Origin of the sequence: Pseudarthrobacter sp. LT1, from assembly GCF_035621795.1 — a bacterium.
Lineage (GTDB): Bacteria > Actinomycetota > Actinomycetes > Actinomycetales > Micrococcaceae > Arthrobacter.
In genome coordinates this window covers 4,603,125-4,622,652 of the sequence record NZ_CP141830.1, presented here as the reverse complement: position 1 = coordinate 4,622,652, position 19,528 = coordinate 4,603,125, and the positions used below count along the sequence as shown (strand labels likewise).

The following is a 19,528-nucleotide window of genomic DNA, read 5'->3' as shown; positions in this document are numbered from 1 at the left end:
GATTGACGGCGTGGCCCATATTGACGTTTCCGGCATTGACTACTTCCTCTCCGACGGTACCCAGCTCCTGAACGGGGTGACCTTCAAGGTTCCGGACGGGACCAAGACTGCCCTGATCGGTCCCAACGGGACAGGCAAGACAACCTTGTTCCGGATCATCGCGGGGGACCTGGTTCCGGACGAAGGGGTCATCGGCCGCTCCGGCAACATGGGCATCATGCGCCAGTTCGTGGGCCAGGTGCGGGACGGCTCCAGCGTCCGGGACCTCCTGGTCTCTGCCGCTCCCCCGGCCCTGGCGGCCGCTGCCCGCGAGGTGGACGAGGCCGAACTGGCCATGCTGGAGCACGACGACGAACCCACCCAGATGCGGTACGCCCAGGCGATCGTGGACTGGGGCGATGCCGGCGGCTACGACGTCGAAACCGTCTGGGACGAGGTGTGCATGGCCGCGCTGGGGCTACCGTTTGACCGCGCGCAGCACCGCCCGGCGTCGACCCTTTCCGGCGGTGAGCAGAAGCGCCTGGTGCTGGAGGCACTTTTCGCCGGCCCGGATGACCTCCTGCTCCTGGACGAGCCGGACAACTACCTGGATGTCCCAGGCAAGCGCTGGCTCGAGGAAAAGCTGAATGAGTCGAAGAAGACGGTCTTCTTCATCAGCCACGACCGGGAACTGCTGAACAACGCTGCTGGCCGCATTGTCACCCTGGAGCCCGGAATCAACGGCGCTGCGGCCTGGATCCACGGCGGTGGCTTTGGGTCCTACGTGGAGGCCCGCGCGGACCGGAACGCACGTTTCGAGGAGCTCCGCAAGCGCTGGGACGAGGAGCACATCAAGCTCAAGGAACTCGTCAACATGTACAAGAACAAGGCTGCCTTCCGCTCTGACATGGCCAACCGGTACCACGCGGCGCAGACCCGGCTGGCCAAGTTCCTGGAGGTGGGGCCGCCCGAGGCGCTCCCCATCGAGCAGAACGTCCAGATGCGGCTCAAGGGCGGCCGGACGGCCAAGCGGGCCATCGTGGCCGAGCGGCTGGAGCTGACGGGCCTGATGAAGCCGTTCTCCACCGAAGTGTGGTTTGGTGACCGCGTGGGCGTGCTGGGCTCCAACGGCTCCGGCAAGTCGCACTTCCTGCGGCTGCTGGCCACCGGCGGCACCGACCCCGAACGCGAGCACCTGCCAGTCTCCGACGTGGAGATCGCCGAGGTGCCGCATGAGGGAACCGTGAAGCTTGGTGCCCGGATCCGGCCCGGATTCTTCGCCCAGACCCATGTCCGTCCGGACCTGTTGGGCAAGACGCTGCTGGAAATCCTGCACCGCGGGGATGAACACCGGTCCGGGCTGGGCCGTGAGGCGGCCGCCGGCGCGCTGGACGGCTACGGCCTGGCGGGGCAGTCGGAACAGAAGTATGAGTCCCTCTCCGGCGGCCAGCAGGCGCGGTTCCAAATTCTGCTCCTCCAGCTCAGCGGGGCCACGCTGCTCCTGCTGGACGAGCCCACGGACAACCTGGACCTGCATTCGGCCGAGGCGCTGGAACGGGCCATCGACCATTTCGAAGGCACCGTCCTGGCGGTCACTCACGACCGCTGGTTTGCGCGGACATTCGACCGGTTCCTGGTGTTTGGCTCGGACGGGAAAGTTTACGAGTCTCCGGAACCGGTGTGGGACGAGCAGCGCGTAGAGCGCGCCCGCTAGACCCTCCATCTCCATGATCAATTGATCACAAATTGATAGCATTTGATCATGAAGACGGATGAGCGGCACCGTGCCATAGCCGAGGTCCTCCGGCGGCAGTCAGAGGCAAGCGTGGAAGAGCTGATGCAAACGTGCGGCGCTTCCGGCGCGACCATCCGCCGCGACCTCGAAGTACTCGCCGGCCACGGCGTGCTGAGAAGGGTCCACGGCGGCGCCAAGAGCCTCATCGGGCAGGGGCAAAACCCTGGCTACGGCCAGCGCGAGCTGGAGGAGCAGGACGGCAAGAGCCGTGTCGCGGCTGCCGTCGCCGGCCTCCTGGCTGACGGCGAACACGTCTGGCTGGACAGCGGAAGCACAGCCACCGCGGTGGCCCGGGCCGTGGCCGGCAGGGAACTGACGCTGATGCCCATGTCCCTGCAGGCCCTTAACGCGGCGGCCGGGAGCGGTGGCGCCGATGGTTTACGCCCGGCACTGCTGTTGCCCGGGGGCAGCGTGGTGCCCGGTGAACTCTGCTTCCGCGGACCCCTGGCCGAGTCCAATATCAGGTCGCTTCGCTTTGACACCGCCGTGCTCACGCCCTGTTCCGTGGACTTCAAGGGACTCCTGGCCCACGACCTTGACGATGCTGCGGTCAAGACAGCCGGCCTGGAATCAGCAGCACGGGTGGTGGTGGCCGCCACGGCTGCAAAGTGGCAGGCGCATGCCAGGGTGCTCGTGGCCGCCCTGGACCGCGTGGACGTCATCGTGACAGACCGGACACTCAGCGCGCAGGACAAAGCCGAACTCGAAAAATACTCAGTGGAAGTAGTGAGCGTATGAGCACCAGCACCGGTACGGAACAGCAGGCAGGCCTGAAGGCTGCCGCTGTGGCAACGTTCGTGGTCTTCGGCATCAACGGGCTTGTTTTTGCCAGCTGGGCCGCCAGGATCCCTGCCGTCACCCAGACGCTGCAGATCACCTCCGGCCAAATGGGCACACTGCTGCTGTGCACAGCCGTGGGCTCCCTGCTCGCGCTGCCCACCGCCGGCCTGGTGGTGGGCAGGATAGGAACGGCCAACACGGTCCGCTTTGCCGGACTCCTGGCGGCGGCCGCGGGCGTGGGCATCGCCATGTCACTCCTGGCAACATCCATTCCCGGAACGGCCGTGTCACTGTTCTTCTTCGGCATTGGAATTGGCCTCTGGGATGTGGCGCAAAACATCGAAGGTGCTGACGTGGAGCACAAGCTCAGGCGCACCGTCATGCCCCAGTTCCACGCAGCCTTCAGTGGCGGCGCCTTCGTAGGCGCCCTGGTGGGAGCGGGGCTGTCAACCCTCGGCGTGGACCTGCCATTGCACCTCATGGTGATCGCAGCCGTGGTGGTGCTGGTGGCGCTGACCGTGCCGCGCTACTTCCTCCCCCACATATCAACGGCCCCTGTGGACGGGGAGCCAAAACAAGCCAAGGGACCGTCCGCCTGGCGGGACAGCAGGACCCTGCTTATTGGTGTGGTGGTCCTCGGCGCCACGCTTACCGAAGGGGCCGGCAACGACTGGATCGCCAAGGCCTCGGTGGACGGGCTCGCAACCTCCGAATCCACCGGCGCCCTCATGTTCGCTTTGTTCGTCCTGGCCATGACGGCCATGCGGTTCCTCGGCGGCCGGGTCATCGACAAATATGGACGGGTAGCGGTACTGCGCGCCAGCATGGCCGCGGCGGCCGCAGGGTTGGGTCTCTTCGTGCTGGCAACCAACATCTGGCTGGCCGGTGTCGGTGCCGCACTGTGGGGAGTAGGTGCCGCCCTGGCCTTCCCCATGGGCATGTCCGCCGCGTCCGACGACCCGAAGCACTCAGCAGCGCGTGTCTCCGTAGTATCCACTTTGGGGTATATATCGTTCCTCGCGGGACCGCCCCTGCTCGGCTATCTCGGCGACCTGATCGGCATCCATACTGCGCTGCTGGCAATCATGGCGCCCATCCTTTTAGCGCTGCTCCTTGCGGGAGCTGCAAGGCCCCTGCCAGTTGAACGGGAGTCGGCTGAAGGGGAGTAGCCGTTGGGGTTAGGGTGATCACATGCAGAGCACCAGGCGCAGGGGCCGGACGTGGATCAGCCGCCTCGATAGATACCTTCTAGGGCATGTTTCCCGCTTGCCCGGAGGAAACCACGACGTCTTCTTCCGCCGCCTTTCCGCTTCAGCAAACCAGGGCAAGCTTTGGATAGGAACGGCAGCGGTCCTGGTGCTCTTCCCCGGCAAGACGCGGAGGGCGGCGGTGCATGGCCTGATCGCCCAGGGCGTGGCCTCCGCCGTCACCAACGTGGTCTTCAAGACACTGCTCCCCCGGACGCGTCCACTGCCCGAGCACCTGCCCGTCTTCCGCTTTGTGCACCCGCAACCCACGAGTTCCTCTATGCCGTCCGGACATTCGGCGTCAGCTGTGGCGTTCGCGGTGGGAGCCGGACTGGTGCGTCCGGCGCTGGGGGCCGCACTCGCGCCGGCAGCCCTAGGGGTGGCGTACTCGAGGGTCCACACCGGGGCGCACTGGCCTTCGGATGTCCTTTTCGGTTCGGCTCTGGGTGCTGGTGCTGCCCTGGTAACGCGCCACTGGTGGCCGGTCCGGCCGCCCATTCCGCAGACCAGGCGTATGTGGACCACTGCCCCCGCCCTCCCGAACGGCGAGGGGCTCAGCATCGTGGTGAACACCCTCGGCGGCTCCTTTAAGGAGGAGACTGCATCCGCCCTCCAGGAAGTATTTCCAAAGGCGCATATAAATACTGTTCAGCCTGACGAGGACTTGGTGGAGCGCATCGCTGCCACTGCCGACTTTCCCGGGACCCGGGCCCTGGGTGTGTGGGGCGGGGACGGGACTGTGGGCGCGGCGGCTGCCGCCGCCGTCGAACGCAACATTCCTCTGCTGGTCCTGCCCGGCGGAACGCTCAACCACTTTGCGCGCGACGCGGGAACAGGAAGCCTGAAGGATGCGGTCGAGGCTGCGGGCAAGGGCGAGGCTGCCCTGGCGGACGTCGGCGTGGTCACTGTGGAACGCGGGCTGGCCGGAAACCCTGAGGTGTCGGAGCTGATCATGCTCAACACCTCCAGCGTGGGCCTCTACCCGAATTTTGTGCGCCGGCGGGAGCACCTGCAGCCGGCACTGGGGAAGCCGCTGGCCGGCGTCGTGGCCATGTTCCGGACGTTCGCGGCCGGCACCCCCATCACACTGACTGTGGACGGCGTCCGGCACAAAGTGTGGATCGCCTACCTGGGCCGGGGCCGCTTCTACCCGCGTGACCACGCTCCGTTGATCAGGCCCGTGATGGATGACGGGGTTCTGGACGTCCGCCTGATCACCGCTGATGAACGCTTTGCCCGGCTCCGCCTGCTCTGGTCCGTGCTGACGGGCACGGTGGCAAGCTCCGGGATCACGCACCTCCGGGAGGCAACGGAAGTGCGGATCGACGCCGGCGGCGCCCCCATGGCACTGGCTGTGGACGGAGAAGCGCTGGCGGGAGTCCGCAAAGTGGCCTATGGAGTACGTCCCCGGGCGCTGACCTACTACTCGCCCCGTCCGTAGCGGGGCCGGGGTGGAGAACTACCCTGATTCGCCCCTGAATCATCCCTGAGAAGCGGCGAAAAGCGGTGGCGGCCTCGGTACCGTGGGGAAGGTACCCGCACCCCACAACGTCTGCAGCCGTCCGCTGCCGTTCAAAGGATGATCCATGATCGAGGTAAACGGGCTGACCAAGGTCTACGGCGCCAAAACCGCCGTGGCCGGTGTCAGTTTCACCGTCCGGGCCGGGCAAGTCACCGGCTTCCTTGGCCCTAACGGGGCAGGAAAGTCCACCACCATGCGCATGATCATGGGGCTGGACCGGCCGACGTCGGGGTCTGCCACGGTGAACGGCCTGCCCTACGTCCAGCACAAGGCTCCCCTGCGGGAGGTGGGCGCCCTGCTTGATGCCAAGGCGGTACACACCAGCCGCAGCGCCTACAACCACCTGCTGGCCATGGCAGCCACCCACAGCATCCCCAAAGCCCGGGTGCACGAGGTAATCGAGATGACCGGACTGGAAGCGGTGGCGCGCAAGAAGGCCGGCGGGTTCTCGCTGGGCATGGGCCAGCGCCTTGGAATCGCGGCTGCCCTGCTGGGTGACCCGCAGACTCTCATCCTCGACGAACCCGTTAACGGGCTGGACCCTGAGGGAGTGGTGTGGGTCCGCAACCTGGTTCGGTATCTAGCCGGGCAGGGGCGCACAGTGTTCCTCTCCAGCCACCTGATGAGCGAAATGGCTCAAACAGCCGACCACCTGATCGTCATTGGCCGCGGCCGGGTCATTGCTGACGCCCCGATCCAGGACATCATCACCGGTAAGGGCCAGTCCCGCGTCCGCGTCCGCACCGACCAGCCAGAGCGCCTCCACCAGCTGCTCACCGGACGGGGTGCTTCCATTGCCGTTCCGGAACGTGAACTGCTCGAGGTAACGGGCCTTGACCCGAAAACCATTGCGGCCGCGGCCCTGGAAAACCAGGTGATGGTGTATGAACTCACGCCGCTTGTTGCAAGCCTGGAGGAGGCGTATATGGAACTGACCAAGGACGACGTCGAATACCACTCCCTGCCCGCTGCGGAGGTAAGCCACCCATGAGCTCCACGACCACTGAATCAATGCCCCCGCGCGAGCCGGCGCCCTCCGCTGCCGGGCACGCCGCCCGCAACGCCGGACGGTCCCTTCCCGGCCCCACCTTTGTCCGGGTCCTCAACTCTGAAGTTATTAAGTTCCGCAGCCTGCTCTCCACGCTGATCCTGCTCGCTTCCACCGCTGTGGTCATGGTTGGCTTCGGCGCCCTCTCAGCATGGGGGACGGGCCAGTTCGCCGATGCGGCCACCCGGGATCCGCAGGCCGCGGCCAGGATGGCGGCCCAGGGTGGAGACCTTGCCGTCAGCGTGCCCACGTCGGGCATCGCCTTTGCCCAGCTGATCCTGGGGTCCCTTGGCGTGCTCCTGATGAGCTCCGAGTTCACCACCGGCATGGCACGGTCCACCTTTGCTGCGGTGCCCCGACGCCTTCCCGCCTTCGCCGCCAAGCTGGTGGTGGTAATGGTGACGTCGTTCGCAGTCACTGCCGTCTCCACGTGGGTGGCGGGCCTGGCGGCGGTGCCCATCCTGGACAACTATGGGCTCAAGCTGGACGTGGCCAGTTCGCAGTCGGTGAAGCTCCTCCTGGTCAACAGCGTCTATGTGGCTGCCGTGGCTGCCATCGGTATGGCACTGGGCACGCTGATCAGGAATTCGGCCGGCGGCATCATGAGCCTGGTGGGCATTTTCTTCGTGGCACCCATTGCGTTCCAGCTGATTCCCGGGGACTTCTTCAAGGAGGCCCGCAAGTTCCTGCCCGGCAATACCGTGGAGCCGCTGACAGCGGCCCAGCACGTTCCGGATACCCTGGAGGCTTGGCAGGCAGGGCTGGTCCTGGGCGCCTGGGTGGTCATCCCGGTCCTGCTCGCAGCCGTCCTGCTGAAACGCCGGGACGTGTAGCCTCCCATCCTTCGCCACGCGCCCGCGCCGGGCGCGTGGTTTCGGGCACATTACAAATATGCCTGCAAGGCAACTTTTATTGCTCCTTGGTGTTTCCGCTTGGATTGCTGTCCTGTTGGCGGGAATCAGATCTGTCGGACTGCACAAAGCAAGGCGCATAATGGCGGATCTAGGGTGAAACGACGATGTGGTGCATCACACGGTCCGCCGGGGTCCACCAAGGTACGTCGCTCAACCCATGCTATTTCCCAACAGGACGGCGCTTCCATGCATGCTGACCAGCAACTTTCAAAGTCCCTGAAACCCAGGCACCTGTCCATGATCGCCATCGCGGGCGTCATTGGTGCAGGCCTTTTCGTCGGCTCGGGGGCGGCCATCCAGCAGGCCGGCCCGGGCATCCTCGTGGCGTACGCGGCCGCCGGCCTGGTGGTCATCCTGGTGATGCGCATGCTGGGTGAGATGGCCGCAGCCAACCCTGAGACAGGCTCCTTCTCCACCTACGCGGACAAGGCGCTGGGCCGCTGGGCAGGGTTCAGCATCGGCTGGCTCTACGCCTGGTTCTGGATCATCGTCCTGGGCATCGAGGCCACCGCAGGCGCTGCGATCATGCACCGTTGGGTGCCGGGCATCGACCAGTGGGTGTGGGCCCTTGTCCTCATGGTGCTGCTGACGCTCACCAACCTCGGTTCCGTGAAGTCCTACGGGGAGTTCGAGTTCTGGTTCGCGTCCATCAAGGTCGCGGCCATCGTCCTCTTCCTCATCTTTGGCGTCGCCGCCATCCTCGGCCTCATCCCCGGCGTCCCCGCACCCGGCCTGAGTAACCTGGTCAACAACGGTGGGTTCATGCCCAATGGCCCGGGAGCCGTCCTGGCCGGCATCCTCGTGGTGGTCTTCTCCTTCTTCGGCGCAGAAATCGCCACCATCGCGGCCGGTGAATCCGAAAACCCCGTGGACGCCGTGAAGAAGGCCGTGAAATCCACCGTCTGGCGCATCCTGGTCTTCTACATCGGCTCCATCGCCATCGTGGTCACGCTGCTTCCGTGGAACTCCGCCTCCGTGGCCAAGAGCCCCTACGTTGCCGTCATCGAACTGTTCGGTATCCCCGGCGCCGGAACCATCATGGACGTCGTGGTCCTCACCTCCGTGCTGTCATGCCTGAACTCCGGCCTCTACACGGCCAGCCGCATGCTGTTCTCACTCTCCACCCGCGGTGACGCGCCCCGCGCCTGGACCCGCATCTCCCGCCGCGGTGTCCCCGCCGCCGCCGTGCTGGCCTCCACCGTGGTGGGCTTCGTGACGGTGGGCCTGAACTACATTGCCCCGGACACCGTTTTCCTCTTCCTGGTCAACACCTCCGGCGCCATTGCCCTGTTCGTGTGGCTGGTCATCTCGGCCTCGCAGCTGGTCCTCCGCCGTCGGATGGGTGCCGCAGCCAAGGACCTGCAGCTGAAGATGTGGCTGTTCCCCTACCTCACCTGGGCGGCGATCATCAGCATTGTGGCTCTGCTCATCGGCATGGTGATCGTGGAATCCACCCGTGAATCCCTGCTGCTTTCGCTGGCATTGGCCGCCGTAGTGGTGGCAGTGGGCGTGCTCCGCTACCGGCGGAAGGGCGCAGCGGCCGCCGGACAGCCCGCAGTAGCAGCCGAGGCAGCCCCGGCTTCCGCGGAGTAGGCGCGGCGCTAGACTCGGGACCATGCCTTTGTCTTCCTCTGCCGCAGACCACATCCAGGACCTTGGCGCGTATGTGAGCGCATCGCCGTCGAGCTTCCACGCTGCGCATGAGGGGGGCCGGCGGCTGGAGGAAGCCGGATTCGTCCGCCTGGATGAACGGCAGCCGTGGGAGGGTGGCGCCGGATCATTCTTCGTGATCCGCGACGGTGCCCTGATCGCGTGGGTGGTCCCGGACGGTGCGGGACCGGCCACGGGGTTCAACATCCTCGGCGCGCACACCGATTCGCCGTCGTTCAAACTCAAGCCCAAACCCACCACCGGCGCCCACGGCTGGCTGCAGGCCGGGGTGGAGATTTACGGTGGACCGCTGCTGAATTCCTGGCTGGACCGCGAGCTCAGGCTCGCGGGCCGGCTGGTGATGCTCGATGGCACGGAGCACCTCGCGGCCACCGGACCGCTGCTGCGCTTCCCGCAGCTGGCCATCCACCTGGACCGGGCGGTGAACGAGGGTCTCACCCTGGATAAGCAGCGGCACATGAACCCCGTCTGGGGCCTGGGGAATCCCACGGATTCGGACCTGCTGGGTGTGCTGGCAGCTTCGGTTGCCGGCACATCCGTCGATCCGGGGCAGATCGGCGGGTACGACGTCGTCATTGCGGACACGCAGGCACCGGCAGTTTTCGGGGGCAAGGGGGAGTTCTTCGCATCCGGGCGGCTGGACAACCTTTCGGCCACGCACGCCGGCCTGGCGGCACTCATTGCCCATGCCGGCTCCGCCGGCACCGGCGGCCCCATTGCGGTGCTCGCTGCCTTCGACCACGAGGAAATCGGGTCCAACTCCCGCTCCGGTGCCTGCGGGCCCATCCTGGAAGACATCCTGGTGCGCATCTCCGACGGCCTGGGTGCAACGGTGAGCCAGCGGCGGCAGGCCCTGGCGGCGTCGTTCTGCCTCTCTGCCGACGCCGGCCACGCAGTGCATCCCAACTACCCCGAGCGGCATGATCCCGCCAACCACCCCGTGCTGAACGGCGGCCCGCTGCTGAAGATCAATGCCAACCAGCGCTACGCCACGGATGCCTTCGGTGCGGCCTTCTGGGCGCGGCTCTGTGGCGAAACCGGGGTGCCGTACCAGGAGTTCGTCTCCAACAACGTGATGCCCTGCGGCTCCACGATCGGCCCGCTCACCGCCACCCGCCTGGGCATCCGCACCGTGGACGTGGGTGTGCCGCTGCTGTCCATGCACTCGGCCCGAGAGCTGTGCGGCGTGGAGGATCCCCTTCGCCTGGCCGCCGTCACGGAGCTGTTCTTCCGGACCGCGGCGTAGGTCTTTAGGTATCCAGTAGGTATCCCGTTACTCCAGTAGGTATCCCGCAAGCTTGGTGCGGATTCCCGCATAGGTACCCCCTAAACCCTGATTAGGGGCCAGCTCACGCCTACGGTATGGATCACGGATGCCGTTAGGTACCCAGCCCGTAGTTATGGCTGGATACCAGGACCTTGCCGTCCTGCCAACAAATGGCCTCCGTCGACAACTGACTGATGCGACAGGGGAGGTACCGGGTAACCGGTGCTGGGGAGGTGTGGATTCTCCCTGCTCAGCCGAACGGCTCCTGCGCTGAACCACGGAGCCAATTATGACGTCTGCATCTGGAATCCCCTTCCGACCGGTCCCGCGTCACTGGATTCTGGCGCTGGTTCTTGCGCTGATTTGTTCCGCGTTGCCCGTGGTTGCCGGACCGGGCTGGGTGCTTCCGGCACGGGCTGCCACACCTTGTGACCCGCCCGTGGTGAGCAAAGTAGCGTGCGAGAACACGCTGGCGGGCAATCCGGCCAGCGAGTGGCAGGTCAGCGGTGCGGGCGACAGCAGCATCCAGGGCTATGCGACGTCCATGAGTGTGAACGTCGGCCAAACCGTCACATTCAAGGTGAAAACGAACGCCAAGGCGTACCGAATCGACGTCTACCGGTTTGGTTACTACCAAGGATCAGGCGCCCGCAAAGTTGCAGCAAACATCCTCCCCTCAGCCGCACTTCCCCAGACCCAGCCCAGCTGCCTGACGTTTTCCGCCACGGGTTTGATTGATTGTGGCAACTGGGCCGTCTCTGCGTCCTGGGCCGTCCCGGCAACCGCGGTGTCCGGGGTTTACATCGCCCGCCTGGTCCGGACGGATACAGGCGGAGCGAGCGTCGTCCCATTCGTTGTCCGCGACGACGCGGCTAAGTCGGCGGTGCTGTTCCAGACGTCTGACACTACCTGGCAGGCCTACAACTCGTACGGTGGCAACAGTCTCTACACTTGTTCCGTATCCTGCCCGGCGGGAAACCCACAGGCATATAAAGCAGCGTTCAAGGTGTCCTATAACAGGCCGTTTCACTCGGCTGCCGACGACTCGGGCCGCAGTTGGCTGATGTACGCGGAATACCCCATGATCCGGTTTTTGGAATCGAACGGTTATGACATCAGTTACATGAGTGGGTTGGATGTGGCCACCAAGGGATCCCTGATCCTGAACCACAAGTCCTTCCTCTCGGCTGGACATGACGAGTACTGGTCGGCCGACCAGCGGACCAACGTCACTGCTGCCCGCGATGCTGGCGTCAACCTTGCCTTCTTCAGCGGTAATGAGATGTTCTGGAAGACCAGATGGGAACCCAGCGCCGACGGCACCAACACGGCCGGGCGGACCCTTGTGTCGTACAAGGACACACACTTCAACGCTCCCACGGACCCCGTGACCTGGACGGGCACGTGGCGGGACCCCCGGTTTGGTACAGCCAACGGTGGCGGAAACCCCGAGAATTCCCTGACCGGCCAGTACTTCATGGTGAACTCAGGGACGACTGACATTGTTGTGCCTGCCGCCTACAAGCAGCTAAGGCTGTGGCGTGGAACATCGATCCCCGCCATGGCAAGCGGGGCTTCAGTAACACTGGGAAGCGGTTTGGGAACGCTCGGCTATGAATGGGACAGCGATGCGGTCAATGGCTTCCGGCCAGCGGGATCCTTCCGGTTATCCCAGACAACAAACACGGCTGCGGAAGTCTTTACGGATTACGGCTCCACCACCAAACAGGGCGCGACGGCCGTACACAATCTCACTATGTATAAAGCAGCCAGCGGGGCCATGGTTTTCGGCGCTGGTACCGTCCAATGGTCGTGGGGTTTGGACCCCTTCACCACAGGCAAGACGGTGGACCGGAACATGCAGCAGGCCACCGTCAACCTCTTCGCGGACATGTCGGCGCAGCCAGCCACGTTGATATCAGGGCTCAGCACGGCACAGCCCTCCACAGACACAACGGCTCCGACATCGGCCGTGTCCACTCCAGCCGCAGGTACCTCAGTAGCCGACGGCACAGTTGTCACGGTAAGCGGGACCGCATCAGATGTGGGCGGGGTCGTTGCAGGGGTTGAAGTGTCAACGGACGGTGGCGCGACTTGGCAGCGCGCAAATGGAACCACCAACTGGACCTTCAGCTGGAATGCACATGGCAGCCCGACATCCGTCCTGCGCTCCCGTGCTGTCGATGACAGCGGCAACCTCGAGTCCGGATCGCCCGGGGTGTCGACGTCTGTTACTTGCCCTTGTTCAGTTCTGGGCCGGAATATTTCCCCCTCGTCCCCTGACGCGGGGGACCCCAATTCGCTGGAAATCGGCGCCAAGTTCTACTCCGACGTAGCCGGAACCATCAGCGGCATCAGGTTTTACAAGTCGGCCAAGAACACCGGAACCCATGTCGGCAACGTCTGGAGCGTTAGCGGCCAACGACTGGCCACCGTCACTTTCTCCGGCGAATCTGCCAGTGGCTGGCAAACGGCCCTCTATTCGCCGCCCCTGGCAATCACGGCGGGCACCCAATATGTGGTGTCCTACTTTGCGCCGGCCGGACACTATGCGGAAGACCCCGGATATTTCTACAACAATCCTTCGCCTTCCGGCGGAACAAGTCCGGTTGACAGTGCTCCGCTGCACTTCACCAGGAGCGTGCCCAACAGACCCAATGGCTTCTATAAGTACGGAACCACCTCCGCTTTCCCGGACCAGGTCTACGATGCCGAAAACTACTGGGTAGATCCGATCTTCACGGAGACGGGCACGGTTGCTCCCGCAGTGTCGTCAGTTTCCCCAATCAACGGCGCCAACGGTGTGGACCCCGCCGTTGTTCCGGCGGCCACCTTCAACCAGGCCGTTGCCGGCACGTCAGTTGTATTTACTTTGACGAGTGCGGCGGGTGCTGTGCCCGGAACCGTAACCTACGACGCCATCAGCAATACGTCGTCATTCCATCCCAACAGCCCATTGGCTTACGCTACGACATACACCGCAACCGTCAGTGGAGCTACGAACTCGGCAGGACAGGCGATGGCCTCCCCTTACACGTGGCAATTCACGACGGCTTCCGCTCCGGCTGCACCTGTTGTGGCATCGGCCAACCCCTCGAACAACGCGACAAATGTGACAGTGGATGTGAAGCCCAGTGCGACATTTGACCAAGCCGTCACTCCTGGCTCCATCCAGTTCACGCTGAAGAATGCTGTGGGTGCAGGCGTCGGAGGAGCAACTTCATACGACGCGGTTTCGAATACAGTCAGCTTCACCCCTTCCCCTGCCCTGTCCTATGGCATGACATACACGGCCACCGTTAGCGGAGCAACCAACTCAACAGGCCAGACCATGACGGCTCCATACACATGGTCCTTCGCTACCGCAGCTCCACCTGCCACCTGTCCATGCACCGTTTTTGATCCATCTGCAGTGCCGCTGGTCGCGTCAGATTCAGACACCGGCGGCGTCGAATTGGGAATGAAGTTCCGCTCCGATGCAGCCGGTACCGTAACGGGGGTCCGGTTCTACAAGGGGACGGCCAACACAGGCTCGCACACCGGCCACCTCTGGTCCTCCAGCGGAGCGCTGCTCGCCTCCCTGACTTTCTCCACCGAGACGTCATCGGGATGGCAACAGGCAACCTTCTCTTCACCGGTGTCCATCGCGGCAAACACCACGTACATCGTCTCGTACTACGCACCCAGAGGCGGCTATTCAGCAGATTCCGGCTTCTTCAGCGCTTCGGCGGACCGGTCTCCGCTCCATGGGTTGGCCAGCGGGGTGGATGGGCCCAACGGTGTGTACCGCTATGGGACCTCACCGGGTTTCCCCACCGACAGTTTTAACAACACCAACTACTGGGTGGACGTCGTGTTTTCCACCTCTACTGCACCTGTCGCGCCGGCCGTAACGGCCAGTACGCCTGCAGACGCCGCTGCCGGACAGCCCGTGGCGACAAAGCCCACCGCGACGTTCAACCAGGATGTCGTTTCGAGTTCGATTAATTTTGCGTTGCAGGATACTTCGGGGACAATCGTTCCCGGATCGGTCAGCTACGATGCCACCACTTATACGGCCACGTTTGCTCCGTCCTCCGCGCTGGCCTACGGAGCCACCTTTAAGGCCACCGTCAGCGGAACCACGAATGTGTCTGGTCAAAGCATGGGTTCGCCCTACACGTGGTCCTTCAGCACGGCGGCGGCACCCGCCACCTGTCCATGCACTGTCTTCAGCCCGGCAGCCACTCCAGCGACCATAACGGTGAATGACAGCGCCGGAGTGGAACTGGGTATGAAGTTCCGCTCAGACGTATCGGGTAACGTGACGGGAATCCGGTTCTATAAGGGGACATCCAACACCGGCACCCACACCGGCCATTTGTGGTCCTCCTCCGGCACGCTCCTGGCCTCGCTGACCTTCTCGGCGGAATCTGCCTCGGGCTGGCAGGAAGCGAGCTTCACCACCCCCGTGGCGATCGCAGCCAACACGACCTACATCGTCTCCTACTACGCGCCCCGGGGGTTCTACTCCGCCAGCGGGGGCTACTTCACCGGTGGAGGGGCAGACAATCCGCCCCTCCACGGCCTTGCGAGCGGTGTTGATGGGTTAAACGGCATTTACCGGTACGGCGCATCGTTCGGTTTTCCAGCAGACAGCTACAACGACACCAACTACTGGGTGGATGTTGTTTTTGCCACCCCGTAGCGACCGGAGCTGTTCTTCCGGACCGCTGCGTAGTTCCTTTCCTTTGTGGCTCCACAAAGGTCCGTGCGGGTACCCACATGCCCGGCTTGAGGCCCCTAGTTCCTGCACAGAGCCCCATCTACGGTGAAAGTGCAGATGCCTGTAGGGCGGACCCCGCTTTGCCGCAGCTGCGCCTTGGCTGCAAGGGAAAGGCTGGAACTCATGGGGCTGTTCACCGAGGCTCTCTACCTTGGAGTGGGATTCGCCGCCGTCGTGCTGGGGCTGGTGGCAGCTCTCACGCACCCTGGCCGGCGGAATATCCTCGCATTCCTTCTCGGCGTTTCCGCGGGGCTTGTCGCGGTGCAGATCTTCAGGGTCCATATCTTTACGGTCCTGGCCGTCGCCTGGGTCTTCCTGCCGGGCCGGGTGAGGAACAGGGGAGCCCTCAAGCCCATTGCGGTGCTTCTGGCGGCCTCAATGCTGCTGGCGTCAACCACACTTCTCGGCGACCTGGTCAACAGTCCGACACTTGGCCTTCAGCTTCTGGGGCTGGCGGCCTCAGCATCGCTGGTGGCACTGACGTCGAACCGGCAGGATATAGCTGCCATGCTGTGGGGCCTCCTGGCCGTCTCCACCGTTGGCAGCGCAGTGGGTGTCCTCCAGGTGTTCCAGGTCATCCCCATGGATCTCTGGCACCTGCATATCAGCTCAATCGGCCGCCCCACCGGGATCTATCCTGAACCTGACTGGCTGGGAATGTTTTCCGGCGTGGGCGTGCTGCTGAGCTGGCGCCTCTCTATGTCCCGGCCGGCAAAGGTGGCACTTTTCCTGCCAAATATCACCGTCTTTATCCTGGCCATGGCCCGGGCATCGTGGATTGCACTCCTGGTTTGCGTGGTTGCAGCATCAGTGGCATCGGTAGTCCACAGGTACCGGGGATCGACCATTACCGTCGGGACGGGACCTCGGCGCGGGCGGTGGGCCGCTGTGGTCATTGCCGCCGTCGCTGCCATCGTGGCCGTGGCAGCCATTCCACAGTTGCAGGAGGATGTGGCCGCCCGGGCGTCCACGATGCTGGGAACGGTCCAGGAGGACGATATCTCCGGTCAGGCACGGATCAGGCAGAATGATTCCCTCTTCGAACTGGCCAGGTCCATTCCGGTATACGGGCATGGCCTGAGCGCTGCGGGACGGGTAGGGGTGTGGGGCCAAATAAATACCGTGGGAGAGTCCCAGAACAACGTGGCCAGCAACTGGGTCCTGGGCATGTGGGTGGACGGCGCGTTGTTCGCGGTGCCCCTGATTATCTTCCTGATAGGTCTTGCGCTGGTGCGGGTGCGCAGTCTCCCAGGCCAGCTTCTGCTCTTCACGCTCGTGTGCAGTTTGTTTTCCAACGCCGTGTTCTTCCCCGTGACGTGGCTTTTTGTTGGGTTGGCAATGATCGCGGCCCCAGGTACCAGGAAAGCGTTGACCCGTCCCCGCCACCGCCTGGAAGGCGCGCCTTTGCCGGCATAGCCTAGGAGCCCGGCGCAGCGGGGGAGGGGGCTAATCCAGTGGATTGCGTGGAGCTGCCAGCCGGGCCCAATCGCGCGCTGCCTGACGGTGGAAGGATTCGGCAGCCCTGGAAGCTTCTGCCCGTCCGTCCGAGACAGCGAATTCAATCGCCTTGAGCCAACCCTCCACGTCGCCCGCCGAGCCGTTCTGTCCGCTCACCAATAGCCGTGACTCCGGCCCAAAGAGATCGCCCAGGCTCGTTTCGGAACGCCCGACCACCGGCACGGCGTGCTCAAGCGCCCGGATGGCTATCCCGCTCTGAAAGAACCGCTTGTAGGGAATGAGTATGACGGTGCTGCCAGCAATCAGCTGGTCCAGTTCGTCTTCCGGGACAAACCGTGCATCCACCGTCCATCCATTGACTGCCGGCCATCCACGCCCGATGATCTCGCAGTCGTAGCCGGATCCAACGTGATCGGCCAGCGATTCCAGGAGGTCCAGATCCCGGTCCCGCTTGTACTGCCCCAGTACGCGTATCCTGGGCCGGTGGGCCGGCCTGTGACCGACCATACTGGTTGCGGGCGTCTCCTTTGAGGGTGGAAGTACCGGGTGGCGTACTAACGCTGAGGCGTCAACTCCCCTTGAACGCATTGCCTTGGCAGCCTCTTCGCTGTGAACCAGCGCTCCAGGCCGTCTTTTCAGCGTCCGCATGAGGGCGGATACCACGCGGCCGCTTCCGGTTGACCTGACCAACGGGTTGGGGTCGTGATAGACAACCCACGAGGAACTCCCGCACATCACCTTGACCAGGAGTAGGTCCCAAAAACCCAAAACAGGCCAGGTGACCAAAACCCGAAGTGGGGCGCTGCTAAGCCGTGTGTGCCAACCCGCACGTCCCAGCAGTTCAACGTATTCCAGCAGCCACGAGAGCCGGTGCTTGCCGGAGACGGAGGGTTCATCAAGGGACCGGACCTGGGCCGGGACACCCGCATCCACCAAGTGCTGGTGAAGCGCGTCGGTGTAGTGCCTCAGGGCGCCTCCCAGGGGGTTCACGATGATGACGCCCCCCGTTTGCATGGGACGGGCTCCGGCAGCCAGCGTCCGGCCGGCGCGAAGCCCGGACAGCAGGGGACGGATCGTGCCTATGTGCTGGTTTTTGATGAGGTCCCGGGCCACGGAGCGCACCAAAAGGTACGGTGCGGACGCCTGGGCCTGTAATCGTGACCCATGCTTAGCATGGAAGAGTTGGATGTTCCGTGTCAGGTAGAACGGTGGAACACCGTCTGAATGCTGCCAAGCAAAAGCCTGCGGACACACCTGCACCTTCCACCCGTGGCGACGGAGGGTTTGATGATGGTCCGTTTCCTCCATGTACAGGAAATAGGTTTCATCAATCGGGTAACGGGCCAGTATGCCGCGCCGGAACATCAGGAGGGCGCCGTCAAGCCACGACACCGGTTGTGGGGGAGCTGCGGACGGCCCGGGCCGTGCCGTCAGATGTCCGCGGTGGCGGGGTAGGCCCAGGACTTTGGTGAAGCGTCCCCCTTCCGACCAAATGGTGTTCCCTTCGTCTCCCGTAACCAGTACGGGTCCAACCACGGCTGTTCCCCGATCTTCCGCGAGGGCGGCACGGAGGAGGGCCAGGCAGTCTACTTCGGGCCGTGACTCATGGGTGGCGACCAGAAGGTATTGCCATCCGTGGCTGTTTTTCTCATGCCAGGCCGCTCCACGGTTGACGGCTGCACCGTAACCGGCGTTCGCAATGTAAATCGAATGTGCACCCGGTGGCATGAGGTTCTCCACCTCGGCCTGTCGCAGGGTCTCCTCACTATTGTCCACGACGAGGATCCGGTCCGGGGCGACGCCACCTGCAACAAGGGCGTCGAGGGTGGCTCCCAGCGTCCCGTAGCTGCGGTGGTGCACCACCACGGCCGCCAGGTCCGGGATGATCATGCGGCATTCCCAACCGTGAGCCGGCTTGCTGGTTTTCGCGACGGCCCCACCGCCGCCACAAGCGCTCGTTCATAACTGCTGCAGACATCCTCCCAGTTGTAGTGGAGGATGGCGCGCTCCCTGTTTGCCTGCCTTGCCTTCACGCGGAGGCCGGCGTCCGACAACATGTGGCGCAGCGCGTCGGCGATGGCCGCCGGATCGGCAGGGACGAGATGCTCCGGGGCGCCGAGGACCTCGCTGTTGTAAGCGGTGCGGCGCGCTACCACCGGTGCTCCACACGCCATGGCCTGCACCAGGGCCGGATTTGTCCCTCCTACACTGTGGCCGTGGAAGTAGACCCCGGCATGTTGCCACAGCGACAGCAGTTTATTGTCGTCGCTGAGGTGGCCAAGCCACGTGACATTCGGATGCCGGGCGCTCAACGTTTTCGCGTCTTCGTCGAAGGAACCGCCGTACCCGCTGGAGCCCACAATGACTACAGGATGTTCGCCGGCTATCTTCTCCACTGCCTGGAAGAACTCCGACACCGTGTTCTCAGGGACGAAGCGGGCCACCATGAGTACGTAGGAGTCCCGTGTGAGGCCCGGGACAACCTCCAAGGGAACCGGAACGTCGCCCCCATATGGAATGAACACGGATTCCCGGCCAAAGTCCACTTTCCAGCGCCGTTGAATTTCGACGGCGTCGCTCACCAAAAGCGTTCCGAAGCGGGCGGTAAGACGGGCTCCGAGCTTGAACACGAGTTTTGCGAAGCCGTTCCATTTGGCACGTTCCCATTCGATTCCGTCAACGTTCACAACGGTAGGTATGCCCCGCAGTTTCAACAGCGGAAGCCAGAACCCGTTCGCCACATTCATCACCAGCGCGACATCCGGCTTCTCTCGAAGGCAGTGCAGAACGGAGGTGAGGCCGAATGACAGGGTGCTCAGTGACTTGCTTTCCAGGCCCGGGGTGGTGGTGGTCCGGACCCGGGGGTCGCGGGCAGCATCATCATCCTTGGTGGAACCTGGCCGGCAATACACATTGACATCCCAGCCTCTGCCGGCGAGAAAGGGTGCGATCTTCCTGACTGCAGTTTCGAATCCGCCGTAGTAGCTCGGATAACCGCGCGTACCAATGACTGCCACAGTTTTGGGCATTTTCATTCTCCTGTATCCCGTGCAAGCCACTCCAGGCATCTTTCCGCTGCCGG

General features: G+C 64.0%; 12 protein-coding genes. 10 read left to right on the top strand and 2 right to left on the bottom strand.

The genetic code is table 11. The features are described from left to right. Nucleotides 1–10: 10 nt before the first annotated feature. The 10 genes from VIK36_RS21640 to VIK36_RS21595 all read left to right on the top strand — a co-directional run bounded on the left by VIK36_RS21640 (nucleotide 11) and on the right by VIK36_RS21595 (nucleotide 16,404). A complete protein-coding gene (locus VIK36_RS21640; protein WP_255173817.1) occupies nucleotides 11–1,693 on the top strand; it encodes an ATP-binding cassette domain-containing protein in 1,683 nt (560 codons plus the stop codon). Nucleotides 1,694–1,741: 48 nt separating this feature from the next. Continuing rightward, complete coding sequence (locus VIK36_RS21635) at nucleotides 1,742–2,512, top strand: DeoR/GlpR family DNA-binding transcription regulator (protein ID WP_324643615.1); 771 nt, start codon at nucleotides 1,742–1,744, stop codon at nucleotides 2,510–2,512. Beyond that, nucleotides 2,509–3,723 (top strand): MFS transporter, encoded by a 1,215-nt coding sequence (locus VIK36_RS21630; RefSeq protein ID WP_255173815.1) that lies wholly within the window; start codon nucleotides 2,509–2,511, stop codon nucleotides 3,721–3,723. The genes VIK36_RS21635 and VIK36_RS21630 overlap by 4 nt, the downstream gene beginning before the upstream one ends. A gap of 22 nt (nucleotides 3,724–3,745) precedes the next feature. Beyond that, nucleotides 3,746–5,242: a bifunctional phosphatase PAP2/diacylglycerol kinase family protein gene (locus VIK36_RS21625; protein WP_324643614.1), complete on the top strand. Its 1,497-nt coding sequence runs from the start codon at nucleotides 3,746–3,748 to the stop codon at nucleotides 5,240–5,242. Nucleotides 5,243–5,387: 145 nt separating this feature from the next. After that, nucleotides 5,388–6,314 (top strand): ABC transporter ATP-binding protein, encoded by a 927-nt coding sequence (locus tag VIK36_RS21620; protein ID WP_255173813.1) that lies wholly within the window; start codon nucleotides 5,388–5,390, stop codon nucleotides 6,312–6,314. After that, a complete protein-coding gene (locus VIK36_RS21615; RefSeq protein ID WP_324643613.1) occupies nucleotides 6,311–7,204 on the top strand; it encodes an ABC transporter permease in 894 nt (297 codons plus the stop codon). The genes VIK36_RS21620 and VIK36_RS21615 overlap by 4 nt, the downstream gene beginning before the upstream one ends. Before the next feature lie 267 nt (nucleotides 7,205–7,471). Beyond that, a complete protein-coding gene (locus VIK36_RS21610) occupies nucleotides 7,472–8,878 on the top strand; it encodes an amino acid permease (protein WP_324643612.1) in 1,407 nt (468 codons plus the stop codon). A 22-nt stretch (nucleotides 8,879–8,900) separates the two neighbouring features. Next, nucleotides 8,901–10,202: a M18 family aminopeptidase gene (locus tag VIK36_RS21605; protein WP_255173810.1), complete on the top strand. Its 1,302-nt coding sequence runs from the start codon at nucleotides 8,901–8,903 to the stop codon at nucleotides 10,200–10,202. Between the two features lie 463 nt (nucleotides 10,203–10,665). After that, nucleotides 10,666–14,910, top strand: a complete 4,245-nt coding sequence (locus VIK36_RS21600; protein WP_324643611.1) for a DUF4082 domain-containing protein — start codon at nucleotides 10,666–10,668, stop codon at nucleotides 14,908–14,910. 201 nt (nucleotides 14,911–15,111) lie between these two features. After that, nucleotides 15,112–16,404: an O-antigen ligase family protein gene (locus VIK36_RS21595; protein ID WP_324643610.1), complete on the top strand. Its 1,293-nt coding sequence runs from the start codon at nucleotides 15,112–15,114 to the stop codon at nucleotides 16,402–16,404. Between the two features lie 30 nt (nucleotides 16,405–16,434). On the opposite strand, the gene VIK36_RS21590 is transcribed toward VIK36_RS21595, so the two are convergent. Beyond that, on the bottom strand, nucleotides 16,435–18,336 hold the full coding sequence (locus tag VIK36_RS21590; RefSeq protein ID WP_324643609.1) for a hypothetical protein: 1,902 nt from the start codon (nucleotides 18,334–18,336) through the stop codon (nucleotides 16,435–16,437). Next, the gene (locus tag VIK36_RS21585) at nucleotides 18,333–19,475 is read right to left on the bottom strand and encodes a glycosyltransferase (protein ID WP_324643608.1); all 1,143 of its coding nucleotides are present in this window, start codon (nucleotides 19,473–19,475) and stop codon (nucleotides 18,333–18,335) included. Before VIK36_RS21585 ends, VIK36_RS21590 begins: the two co-directional genes overlap by 4 nt. Between the last annotated feature and the right edge of the window lie 53 nt (nucleotides 19,476–19,528).